We start from the raw sequence: 12,018 nt of genomic DNA, 5'->3' as shown, positions 1-12,018 counted from the left end.
CACCAGAGGCAAGGCGGTGCAATCATCCTCTCCTCTGTCCTTTTGCCTGAGCGTTTCGCGCTGGCCTAAGCCGGCACTTTCGCCTTCGGCGCCGGGGCATGCCCGGTCTCTCCAGAGGCTCGTCCAGTAACAGTCCACGCCGTCAATGCTGACCGGCACCTGAAAGAGTACCTCCAACCGGGTTAACCGGTGGAAATTGCCTCGTCGGTGTGGGGGCGATTCCCCACTCTCCTGCTACCTTCATCCGAACGGATTGCCACGTTATTTGTGGCAGGTGGCACAGTTTGCGCCTAAATGGCCCCCGGCTCAAGGGGCAAAGCCGACTCGCGCCCTGTTTGCTGCAAAAAATTTGACCTTGGCCTACACCCCGAGCGACCGAACCAGGTTCGGTTTACGCGGTAACAACAGCTGAAAGTCGAGTTCACCGATTGAAAAAACTTGTTATGCTGTAGCAGATTACTGCGGTTCACAGGAGTTCAAATGCAGAGCCAGGTGTTGCTGGAAGGGGTAAGCAAAGGATTTTTGGACGGCGATCGTCCCCACAGGGTGCTGGAAAATCTCAGCCTGGAGATCAAACCCGGCGAGACGGTGGCATTGACCGGCCCCAGTGGCAGCGGCAAGAGCACACTGCTGAATCTGATAGCCGGTTTTGAGCACCCGGATCAGGGCCGCATTCTGCTGGCAGGTCAAGACAGCAGCCGCTGGCAGGACAAACAGTGGAGCGCCTTTCGCCGCCGCCATCTGGGAGTGGTGTTCCAGCAATTCAACCTACTGACGCCGCTCAATGTTCGCGACAATATTCTTTTTCCCCTGTCGCTGCTCGGTGAAGGCTGGCAAGCCTGGTGCGATCACCTGGTGCAGGCGCTGGGGCTGACGCCACTGTTGAACCGGGAAGTCGAAAGCCTCAGTGGTGGTCAACAGCAGAGAGTCGCCATTGCCCGCGCCTTGGCCCATAGGCCTGAATTACTGCTGGCCGATGAGCCGACAGGCAACCTGGATGCCGCCGCCGGTGATGAGGTGATGCAGCTTTTGTGCGCTCTCGCCGCCGATGCCGGCAGTGCCATTCTGATGGTCACCCACAGCGAAACGGCCGCCGCCTATATGCAGCGCCGCTGGCACCTGCAGCAAGGGCGCATTCATGAATGACACAGGGGCGCTGACCACAATCAAGTTGGCCTGGCAGGCCCTGAAAGTCACCCTGGCCCACTATCGCAAGGCGCCGCTGCAGGCCGGCGCCATACTGCTGGGGATAGTGTTGGCGGTGACTCTGCTGATTGGCGTCAAGGCTACCAACGACAACGCCATCAACAGCTACCGTGAGGCGGGCGAAGCCCTGGGACAACAGGCCAGCCTGTTTATCACCCCCAAGGCCCGCGGGGCCAGCCTCGATGAAGCACTCTATTTTCAACTGCGCCAAAGCGGCATCCAGGCACTGCCGGTGATCAGCGGCGTCCTTGACGACGCTCAGGGTCGCCAGTGGCAAGTGGAAGGCAGTGATATCATTGCCGCCCTCGGCACCTTCGAGCAAAGGGGCAATGGCCGCAACCATCTGCCCTTGAATAGACTGCTCGCCGGTGAGCCCATCATTGTCATGAGCGACAGCCTGCATCAGGGACTCAAGGCGCCGCCAACCCTGTCCCTCGGTGGACGCACGCTCGAAGTGCTGGCGCTCGCCGACTCACAGCAGCTCGGCAACCGCCTCTATCTGGATATCTCGCTGGCCCAGCAGCTATTAAAGCGCGAAGGCACTCTCAGCTATATCGCCCTCTTTGGCGAGCCGCTGAGGCTCAAAGAGCGGCTCAAGCAAAGCGGACTGCCGCTGGGTAAGCTGAATATCAGCGAGCAGGACAAGGGCGCCGCCCTGACAGCGCTCACCCGCAGTTTTCATTTGAATCTCAACGCCATGGGGATGTTGGCCTTCGTGGTGGGGCTGTTTATCGCCTACAACGGTGTACGCTACAGCCTGATGAAACGCCGCCGTTTGTTGCTCTTGTTGCTCAAGCAGGGCCTGGGACGACGTGCCCTGATGCTGGCGCTGCTGCTGGAGTTGTTGTTGCTGGTGTTCATTGGCTCGGCCAGTGGCTTTATTCTGGCGCTGCAGCTCAGCCAGTGGCTGCAGCCCATGGTGGCGCTGACCTTGGAGCAGCTCTATGGTGCGACTCTGCTGCCAGGGAATTGGCGCTGGCAATGGTTGGCCGAAGGCGCCGGTCTGACACTTATCGCCGCACTGCTGGCCTGCGTGCCCCTGTATCTTGAGCTGTGTCATCAGAGCCTGGCACAAAATACCCAGAGCCAATGGCATGCCCACAGACACAGAAGCATGCACAAACGCCTGTTTCTCATTGGGGTTGCGCTGCTTGCCCTGACGGCGCTGCTTTATCCCTTGAGCCAAACCCACCAACACAGCCTGGGCTTGATGGGGCTCTTGACCCTGGCTATCCCGCTGCTGTTGCCGCAACTGTTGCAGTCTTTGCTCGGGCTATTGGCGCGGCTGTTTCCGTCCGGACTCAGCAAGTACGCCATCGCCGATACCCGAGAGCTGGTGGCACCGCTGGCGCTGGCCATGATGGCGCTGCTACTCGCCCTGTGTGCCAATATCGCCATGAATACCCTGGTAGGCAGCTTTGACAAGACCCTTAGAAGCTGGCTCGACACCCGCCTGCATGCCGAGCTTTATATCCGCCCGGGCGCCGGCAATATGGCGAGTCTGGAGCATTTTCTTGAGCAGCAAGCCCCCGGATTGGCTCATTTCTACCAATGGCAGGCGCCCTTCTATGCCAAGGGAAGCGGCAATACGCTGGAGATAAACCTTATCAGCCGGGACGCCGACTCTATCGCGCGCACCACGGCGCTGAAAACCCCAGCCCAGGCTCAGGTGCAAGGAGCCCAAAACAAGCAACAGCAAGCGCTGCAGACTGTGATCCAAGGCCAGGCTCTGGCTATCAGCGAGCCCTTGGCCCTGATGCTGGGGCTGGCGCCGGGCGACAAGCTCAGCCTCTGCCCGGATAAGGAATGTAAGACACCACTGACCCTGCCCATCAGCGCCATCTATTACGACTATGGCAATCCCAAGGGGGAGGTCATGCTGGCACAATCCCTCTGGCAAGGGCTTAAGCTGCCAACTGAAGCCGTTAGCCTGGCGGTGAGTGGCATAGCAACAAGTGCAGAAAGGGCCAAGGGGGCAGGACTCACAAGCATTGCCGCCCTAGAGCGCGCCCTCATTCAAGAGCTTGGACTCAGTCCGGTACAGGTCTACAGCCAGCAAAAAATTCGCGATGAGGCGATTCGGGTCTTCAACAAGACCTTCAGCATTACCCTGGTACTCAACACCCTGACCTTACTGGTGGCCGCCGTGGGGCTTTTCAGTGCCGTGCTGATGCTGACCCAGTCCCGCCAGGCGAGCCTCGCCATGTTACGCTCGCTCGGGCTTACCCGTGGCCGGCTTTTGTCTATGTTGCTATTGCAGATGCTGCTGGTGGTGCTGCTCACCTGTCTCTTGGCCCTGCCCATGGGGGCGATTCTCGGTTACCTGCTTATCCATAAGGTGACGCTGCAGGCCTTCGGCTGGACCATAGCCATGCAGTGGGACTGGCTGGCCTATGGCCGGGTGGTGCTTTTGTCGCTGCTGTGCTGCATCCTGGCGGTGATAGTTCCCCTCTATTGGCAGAGCCGCCGCTCTCTGGTCTCCAGCCTGCAACAGGAGGTGCTCTAATGCGATTGATTACAATGCGGTGGCGTGCCGTAGCGCCCTTGTTAGCGGGTCTACTGCTGGGCTGCGCTGTGCTGAGTGGCTGCGATAAGGCTCATCAAGATCAGGCTCAGCAGCAAGACTCACGGGCCATGAGCCGGGTGATGGGTACAGCGAGCGAAGGTTATGCGAAAGTCGAGCCCGGTGCGGCGCTGCAATTTCCAAAAGATCACCTGCCCCACCCCAGGTTTCGTCAGGAGTGGTGGTATCTGACCGCCAATCTGACCACGCAAAGCGGTGAGCCCCTCGGGCTGCAATGGACTCAGTTTCGTATCGCCCTCTCCCCGGATGAACCTGAATCCAGCTCTTCCTGGGCGACGAATCAGCTTTATATGGCTCACAGCGCGCTCAGTTTTCAAAACAGTCACCAAAGTGCCGAGCGCTGGGCCAGGGGCGCGCTTGCCGCGCCCCAGGGCAAAGCTGCCCATCCCCAGGGAGCCCAGGACAAAACTCAAGCCGGAGCCATGGGCTTGCCGCTCAGGGTCTGGCTCGATAACTGGCGCTGGCAAAGTCAGGCGGCAAGCGGCCCCAATAGCGGGCTGTTTCCCGCCAGTTTACAGGTCAGCGAAGAGGACTTTGCCTTCGAGTTACAACTCGATAGCCAAGCCGAGCTGCAGATTCAGGGAGACAAGGGTTTCAGCCGTAAAAATGCCGCCGGCACTGTGGCCTCTTACTACTACAGCCAGCCCTTTATTCGGGTCAAAGGCAAAGTGCGCCACAAGGAGCAATGGCTGCAGGTATCCGGCAATGCCTGGCTCGATAGGGAGTGGAGCTCAGAATTTCTCAGTCGCGGCCAACAGGGCTGGGACTGGTTCGCCTTGCGGCTCGATGACGGCTCGGCCCTGATGCTGTTTCAGCTCAGAGAGCAGGAAAACAAAGCCTTTTTCAGCGGCAAGCGCATGTATCCCGACGGCAGCGGCCACCTGCTGGCGCTCGAAGATATCAGCCTCAGCGTCAAGAACTGGCAACAAACGGCCAGCGGTCGCTACCCTGTCGCCTGGCAACTGGAGCTGCCGGGAGAGTCTCTGTCTATGACTCTGGAAGCCCTCAATCCCAATGCCGCCATGAACCTGTCTATCCCCTACTGGGAGGGGCCCATCACCATCAAGGGCACACAAACCGGCGTGGGTTATATGGAGCTGACCGGCTATTGAACAACCCACTTTAGATAGTAAACAAGAACTATTCTCAAAATGGCGTTGCATTAATATTGCAGGAGTCAAGCGGCTAATCTGTTTAAATTTCAAACTTGGATTCAGATCACATTGAAAATGTTGATCCGGATCGCCAATCGCTTTCATTACCTCTCAAGAGGTATACCCACATTTTTAATGAGGTCTAGACTTTGATTCAGTTCTGGTGACTCGGCCCATGCCGTGCCAGTCGCCCTTACCTGTCGAGGTGAGCCTCAATGAAGCAACAAACAGAGATGGAATACCATGTCACCAGTCTGGTGGTGCATGCCGCTCCGGGAACCCTGGAGGCGGTGACCACTGCCATCCAGGCCCTTGAAGGCGCCGAAGTCCACGCCAGCAGCCCAGAAGGCAAATTGGTAGTCACCCTCGAAGGCGAAAGCCAGGGCGAGATCCTGGATAACGTCGAAGCAATCAACCGTCTGCCCGGGATACTGTCCAGCAGTCTTATCTATCATCAGGTCGATTCTGAGCCTGTCAGTCAAACAAAAGAAATAAAGAGTGAGGAAACACCATGAGCATAAGCCGCCGCGAGTTTCTTAAAGCCAACGCCGCCGTTGCCGCCGCCACGGCCGTTGGAGTCACTCTGCCAGTGAAAGTCGTCGAAGCCGCTGAGCAGAAAGACAATATCAAATGGGATAAGGCCCCCTGCCGATTCTGCGGTGTCGGCTGCTCTGTGCTGGTAGGCACAAAAGAGGGCAAGGTCGTCGCCACCAAGGGCGATCCTGAGAGCCCGGTCAACAAGGGCCTGAACTGCATCAAGGGCTACTTCCTGTCGAAAATCATGTACGGAAAAGACCGTCTGACCACTCCACTGCTGCGGATGAAAGACGGCCAGTATGCCAAAGACGGTGAGTTCACCCCGGTGAGCTGGGACAAGGCCTTCGATGTGATGGCAGAAAAGTGGAAGCACTCGCTCAACACCAAGGGCCCGACTTCTGTGGGCATGTTCGGCTCAGGCCAGTGGACCATTTGGGAAGGCTACGCCGCCTCCAAGCTGCACAAGGCAGGTTTCCGCACCAACAATATCGACCCCAATGCCCGCCACTGTATGGCCTCGGCCGTGGTCGGCTTTATGCGTACCTTTGGTATCGATGAACCCATGGGTTGTTATGACGACCTGGAAGCCGCCGATCACTTTGTGCTCTGGGGCGCCAACATGGCCGAGATGCACCCCATCCTTTGGGCCCGCCTGTCGGATCGCCGTCTGAGCCACCCCGACGGTAAGGTGCATGTACTGTCTACCTTCGAGAACCGCTCGTTCGATTTGGCCGACAACCCGATAGTGTTCAAGCCTCAGTCCGACCTGGTTATCCTCAACTATATCGCCAACTACATCATCCAAAACGGCGCGGTCAACAAGGACTTCGTCAACAAGCACACCAAGTTTGCCCTGGGTGTGGATGACATAGGTTATGGCCTGCGTCCGGATCATCCGCTGGAGAAAAAAGCCAAGAACCCAGGTAACGGTAAGTTCAGCGATATCAGCTTCGATGAGTACGCCAAGTTTGTCAGCCGCTACACTCTGGAATACGCCAGCGAGATGAGCGGCGTGGAGAAAGAGCGCCTGCTGGAGCTGGCCAAGGCCTACGCCGATCCCAAGGTCAAGGTGATGAGCCTGTGGACCATGGGTATCAACCAACACGTGCGTGGGGTTTGGGCCAACAACATGCTCTATAACCTGCACCTGTTGACCGGCAAGATTGCCACTCCGGGTAACAGCCCCTTCTCTCTCACAGGCCAGCCCTCTGCCTGTGGTACCGCCCGTGAAGTCGGCACCTTTGCCCACCGTCTGCCCGCCGATATGGTGGTCAACAACGACAAACACCGCGCCATCACAGAAAAGGCCTGGCAGCTGCCTGAAGGCACTATTCCGCCCAAGCCAGGTTTCCACGCCGTGTTGCAGAGCCGGATGCTGAAAGACGGCAAGCTCAACTGCTACTGGACCATGTGTACCAACAATATGCAGGCTGGCCCCAATATCAACGATGAAATCTATCCCGGTTTCCGTAACCCGGAAAACTTTATCGTGGTGTCAGATCCATACCCAACAGTAACCGCCATGGCGGCCGACCTGATCCTGCCTACCGCCATGTGGGTCGAGAAAGAAGGTGCCTATGGTAACGCCGAGCGCCGCACCCATATGTGGCACCAGCAGGTGAAAGCCCCTGAAGGCGCCAAGTCGGATCTGTGGCAGCTGATGGAGTTCGCCAAGCGCTTCAAGGTAGAGGAAGTCTGGCCCGCCGAGCTGATTGCCAAGAAACCTGAATACGCCGGCAAGAACCTCTATGAAGTGCTGTTCGCCAACGGCGTGATCAACAAGTTCCCCGCCAGCGACTGTCAGGCCGAACTCAACGATGAATCTGAACACTTCGGCTTCTATGTGCAGAAGGGGATCTTCGAAGAATACGCCGCCTTCGGTCGCGGCCATGGTCACGATCTGGCTCAGTTCGACCGCTACCACGAAACCCGCGGTCTGCGTTGGCCGGTAGTGGATGGCAAGGAAACCCTGCGCCGCTTCGTTGAAGGTTCTGACCCTTACGTTAAACCGGGTTCAGGCTATCAGTTCTACGGTAAGCCAGATGGCAAGGCGGTGATCTTCGCCCTGCCCTACGAACCGGCCGCCGAAGAGCCCAACAGTGAATACGATCTGTGGATGAGCACAGGCCGGGTGCTGGAGCACTGGCACACAGGTTCAATGACCGCCAGGGTACCCGAGTTGTACCGCGCCTATCCTGATGCGCAGATCTTCATGCATCCTGATGATGCCAAGAGCCGTGGCCTCAAGCGTGGTGATGAAGTCATCGTCGCCTCGCCTCGCGGCGAAGTGAAGACCCGGGTTGAAACCAAGGGCCGTAACAAGCCGCCCAAAGGCGTGGTGTTCATGCCCTTCTTCGATGCCCGCCAATTGGTCAACAAGCTGGTACTGGACGCCACCGACCCTCTGTCCAAAGAGACAGACTTCAAGAAGTGTCCGGTCAAAGTGATGAAGGCCTGAGGCAGCAGTAATGGGTGACAAACGCAATAGTGTCAATAACATCAATCGTCGCCAGTTTCTGGCGACCACGGCCAAAGCCGGCTGTGTGATGGGGTTGGCCGGGCTGGGGATTTCAGCGCTGGCCAAGTCCCAGTCGCTGGCGCCCCAGGCGATACGTCCCCCGGGCGCCCTCGCCGAGGACGCCTTTCTCTCGGCCTGCGTTCGCTGTGGCCTCTGTGTCGAGGCCTGTCCCTATGACACTCTGAAACTGGCGCGTTGGTTTGAAGGGGCAGCCACAGGCACGCCCTTCTTCAGCGCCCGCAGTATCCCCTGCGAGATGTGCGAGGACATTCCCTGTACTCGCGCCTGTCCCAGTGGGGCACTGGATACCGGCCTCGATAAAATCGAGGATGCCAGAATGGGCACAGCCGTACTGATCGATGAGAAAAACTGCCTTAACTTCAAAGGCCTGAGATGTGATGTCTGCTACCGTGTCTGCCCGCTCATCGATGAGGCCATCACCCTTGAGCGTGCCCGCAATGAGCGCAGTGGCCACCACGCCATGTTTATTCCTACCGTGCATGCCGATATCTGTACCGGTTGCGGCAAGTGTGAACATGCCTGCGTTTTGGAAGAGGCGGCGATCAAGGTGCTGCCGCAGAAGCTCGCCAGCGGCAAGACAGCCGAGCACGACACTTACATAGACACGGAAAAGACCACCCTGGAGATGCTCAATCAAGGGCTGCCCGGACTGGGTAACGGAGGGGCAATATGAGTCGGAAAAAAAGCTCAGACGCCTTTGCCGCCGATGCCATCGCCACCCTGGGTTGGTGGAAGGCACACAGGTTCCTGCTGCTCAGGCGCCTGTCACAACTGAGCGTTTTGCTGCTGTTTGCCATAGGACCACTGTTTGGCCTCTGGCTGCTGAAAGGCAACCTGTCGGCCAGTCTGTTACTGGACACAGTGCCGCTAGCCGATCCGCTGGTGACACTGCAGAGTTTGGCCAGTGGCCATCTGCCGGAACTGAGCCTACTGCTCGGCGCTGCCATTGTCGCCCTGGGTTATGGCCTACTGGGTGGACGGGTGTTCTGCAGCTGGGTCTGCCCGGTCAATATGGTGACAGATACGGCTGCCTGGCTCAGACGCAAGTTGGGCCTGCCCAGATTGCCCGAGCTGCCAAGGTCGCTGCGCTACTATCTGCTGGTATTGGCGTTGCTCTTGCCCCCACTGACCGGCCTGTTGGCCTGGGAGTGGCTCAACCCGGTTCCCGTGGCCTACCGAGCCTTGTTGTTCGGTGGTTTCAGTGGCCTGTGGCTGCTGCTGGCGATACTGCTGCTGGATCTGTTCGTCAGCGAGCGCGCCTGGTGCAGCCACCTGTGCCCCAGTGGTGCCCTCTACAGCCTGTTAGGCAAGCTGCGACTGGTCAATATCGAGGCGGTAAGAGCCAACGACTGCAACAACTGCATGGACTGTTTTACCGTGTGTCCCGAACGGCAGGTGCTCAAACCCGCCCTCAAGGGAAGCAACCCAACGATAAGCAGTACCGATTGCACCCTCTGCGGCCGCTGTATCGATGTCTGTGCCAAGAAGGTCTTTGAGTTTGATACGCCATTAACCCGGCTCTCACCCAAGGGTGAAGCCAAAGACAAATCCAACAAAATAGATTGCAACCGAATTGCCACCAAGGCGGAGAACAAGCAATGAAAAAAACACTCAGCGCAGCCGCGATGCTGCTGGCACTCAGCGCCTGCTCAGGACAGCAGGCAGAAACGGCTCAGCCGGTTAACGTCAGTTCTCTTGGCGGTGGCGATGCAGAGATTAGCTCTGTACGCCCGGCCGATGCCATGCCTTCCTATCCAATGCGTGGCAATGCCATAGAGCGTAACTACGCCGAACAGCCGCCGCTCATTCCTCACAAGGCCGACTACCCCATCAGCCTGAAGAAAAACAGCTGCATGAACTGCCATGACTGGAGCAAGGCCAAGCGCATGAAGGCAACGCCTGTGGCCAAGTCCCATGTTATCGACGACAAGGGCACCCTCAATGGACAGAACTATTTCTGTACCCAGTGCCATGTGCCTCAGGCCGATAACAAGCAGCCGCTGGTGGAAAATAACTTCAGCACTGGCGCTGCCAACTGATAGCGAAAAAAACCGGGTCGCTGCTTCCTGGAGGCGCCCCGGTTTCAAGGTACAGCCCCAAAGGGATTGGGGCTTGCCGCCCTTCCCAGCCCTTCACTTTGATGCCTCAATGTTTCTGAAAGATGGCAATCCGCCGCTCATCGACAAAACATAAGCTCAAAGCAAACGTCTCACAGAGCCAGTCCAATGTTGCACGATGGAAGAAACTGCAATGGGTAGGATCCCGGGTATAGTGCCAGTCATAAAACTGGGCTTCACTCTGCCAGCGGTCTGTCATTATGCCTAAATAGCCCCCCGGAACCAGACGTGCCAGCAGCGCGCTTATCTCGGCGGCGGGCTTGTGCAAATGCTCGAAACACTCGCTGGAGAGAATAAAGTCATACTGCGCCTGCAATGGATTGGGGAAAAACAGCGGGTCGAAATCGTCACACGCTATCCCTTCCCGGGCCAGGAGCCTTGATAGTGTCGGCCCAGGGCCACAGCCAAAGTCCAGCCCCTGCATGCCCGGGCGCAGAAAGGTCATCGCCGGCGTCAACAAGCGCTGCAAAAAGCCCACATAGCCGGGATCGTCAATGCTGTTCTCGTGGGTATCGTAAAACTGCTGCTCCTCATTCAAGGGCAGAAAATGCGCAGGGTCGAGAAAGATGAGCCGACACTCTGGGCAGAGAAAATAACGTCTGGCAACCCTGGCGGGAACTATCTGCTTAGGCTGGGTGTTGGCACACAAGGGGCATGGATTCATCGATGACTCGGTTCACTTTAACGGCTTTGGTTTAACGACTTTGGTTTTACAGCCTTGGCCTAAAGGCTTTAACTCAGAGCTTTAACTCATAGCTCTAACTCAGAGCTTTGGCTCAGTGCCTGGCTCATTACTTTGACTCGGCGGTTGGCTATCGGGCAGGAGCTTTCATACTTTCCCGCAACAGTCGCCGCCAAAAACTGCGCCTACTCTAACAAACCCCACCCGCTGCTCCTAGAGCTTAATCGGCAAGACGCAACAACCACTTTTCTCCAAGGCACAGGCGAAAGTCATAGAGTTTCACCTCACAGCTGTCGCGGGCTTTCGTCCTGGCGACTTTTCGGCATGCCGTGAAATCATCCCTGATGGCTCCACTCTGGCATCCCTGCCAGAGTGGGCCTCAAATCCACCAGGACCTGGATTCAGGTGTCGTCGGCTAAATCACCGTCAATACAACTTCGCAGTTTAAGATGTACACCTTTATCCAGGTACAGGCGGAACTGTGACCGTCGAAAACAGGGATATTTTCGTCGAGGCTACTACCGCATTTGTTCCAGACAAATGTCGGTATACACTCCATATATGGACCCATCCCGTTTGCAAGACATTTGATTTCAATTTGAGAAGAGTTCATTGCACCCATATATTCGGCCTGTTACTGAGTTAAATCTCTGGCCCTGATGGATATGTGCTTCTACTTTCCTCATCATCCCTGCGGCTTCACGATGAGCCTATGGATTCAACAGGTTTTAAGTAGAACAGTCTGACTGTCTCATCATCAAATCAATTGTCACCGCAACTTGGTGATAGGTTTGCATTATCTTACTTCACAACCTGATTTATAAGCTTCATGTCGCCGGCCGATACGTTTCTTCTTTGGCCGCTATGACCCAGGCAACTCTGGCAAGCTTGTTGGCTACTGCAACGCAGGCGCGATTAAAGCCTCGACGCTCCACGAGGGCCTTCACCCACAGGCTGAGCTTATCGGTTTTGTGCTCGCAGTGACGCAAAATGGACCTGGCACCATGAATGAACAAGGTTCGTAGATAGGCATTGCCTCGCTTACTGATCCCCAGCAGATTATCCTTGCCGCCACTGCTGTGCTGCCTGGGCACCAGACCGCACCAAGCTGAAAAATGGCGGCCATTGTGAAATGCCTTCCCCTCCCCAACAGCGGCATAAAATGCCGTCGCAGTGACAGGACCACCCCCCAAGACGGT

At 57.2% G+C, this 12,018-nt stretch carries 10 protein-coding genes and 1 riboswitch; of the genes, 8 read left to right on the top strand and 2 right to left on the bottom strand.

Annotation, left to right across the window (positions count from 1 at the left end):
• Positions 1–24 precede the first annotated feature (24 nt).
• A riboswitch (glycine riboswitch) is annotated at positions 25–125 on the bottom strand.
• A 355-nt stretch (positions 126–480) separates the two neighbouring features.
• The 8 genes from ACF8D4_RS04565 to ACF8D4_RS04530 all read left to right on the top strand — a co-directional run bounded on the left by ACF8D4_RS04565 (position 481) and on the right by ACF8D4_RS04530 (position 10,059).
• Positions 481–1,146 (top strand): ABC transporter ATP-binding protein, encoded by a 666-nt coding sequence (locus tag ACF8D4_RS04565; RefSeq protein ID WP_028779415.1) that lies wholly within the window; start codon positions 481–483, stop codon positions 1,144–1,146.
• Entirely contained in the window at positions 1,139–3,712 is a 2,574-nt protein-coding gene (locus ACF8D4_RS04560; protein WP_392468453.1) for an FtsX-like permease family protein, read from the top strand. Before ACF8D4_RS04565 ends, ACF8D4_RS04560 begins: the two co-directional genes overlap by 8 nt.
• Positions 3,712–4,902: a lipocalin-like domain-containing protein gene (locus tag ACF8D4_RS04555; protein WP_392468451.1), complete on the top strand. Its 1,191-nt coding sequence runs from the start codon at positions 3,712–3,714 to the stop codon at positions 4,900–4,902. The genes ACF8D4_RS04560 and ACF8D4_RS04555 overlap by 1 nt, the downstream gene beginning before the upstream one ends.
• Positions 4,903–5,159: 257 nt before the next feature.
• A complete protein-coding gene (locus ACF8D4_RS04550; RefSeq protein ID WP_025889977.1) occupies positions 5,160–5,459 on the top strand; it encodes a chaperone NapD in 300 nt (99 codons plus the stop codon).
• The gene (napA, locus tag ACF8D4_RS04545; RefSeq protein ID WP_025008973.1) at positions 5,456–7,939 is read left to right on the top strand and encodes a nitrate reductase catalytic subunit NapA; all 2,484 of its coding nucleotides are present in this window, start codon (positions 5,456–5,458) and stop codon (positions 7,937–7,939) included. Before ACF8D4_RS04550 ends, napA begins: the two co-directional genes overlap by 4 nt.
• 10 nt (positions 7,940–7,949) lie before the next feature.
• Positions 7,950–8,693 (top strand): ferredoxin-type protein NapG, encoded by a 744-nt coding sequence (napG, locus tag ACF8D4_RS04540; RefSeq protein WP_129979636.1) that lies wholly within the window; start codon positions 7,950–7,952, stop codon positions 8,691–8,693.
• Positions 8,690–9,622 (top strand): quinol dehydrogenase ferredoxin subunit NapH, encoded by a 933-nt coding sequence (gene napH, locus ACF8D4_RS04535; protein WP_392464923.1) that lies wholly within the window; start codon positions 8,690–8,692, stop codon positions 9,620–9,622. Before napG ends, napH begins: the two co-directional genes overlap by 4 nt.
• The gene (locus ACF8D4_RS04530) at positions 9,619–10,059 is read left to right on the top strand and encodes a nitrate reductase cytochrome c-type subunit (RefSeq protein ID WP_025889974.1); all 441 of its coding nucleotides are present in this window, start codon (positions 9,619–9,621) and stop codon (positions 10,057–10,059) included. Before napH ends, ACF8D4_RS04530 begins: the two co-directional genes overlap by 4 nt.
• Before the next feature lie 106 nt (positions 10,060–10,165).
• On the opposite strand, the gene ACF8D4_RS04525 is transcribed toward ACF8D4_RS04530, so the two are convergent.
• Complete coding sequence (locus ACF8D4_RS04525) at positions 10,166–10,801, bottom strand: class I SAM-dependent methyltransferase (RefSeq protein ID WP_208129084.1); 636 nt, start codon at positions 10,799–10,801, stop codon at positions 10,166–10,168.
• An 845-nt stretch (positions 10,802–11,646) separates the two neighbouring features.
• Positions 11,647–12,018, bottom strand: a 372-nt coding sequence (locus tag ACF8D4_RS04520) for an IS110 family transposase (protein ID WP_392468448.1), incomplete at its 5' end; no start/stop codon positions are given.

It is taken from the genome of Shewanella sp. YQ_9 (genome assembly GCF_043103185.1).
In the GTDB taxonomy this organism is placed as follows: domain Bacteria; phylum Pseudomonadota; class Gammaproteobacteria; order Enterobacterales; family Shewanellaceae; genus Shewanella; species Shewanella algae.
This window is presented reverse-complemented; position numbering and strand designations above follow the sequence as displayed.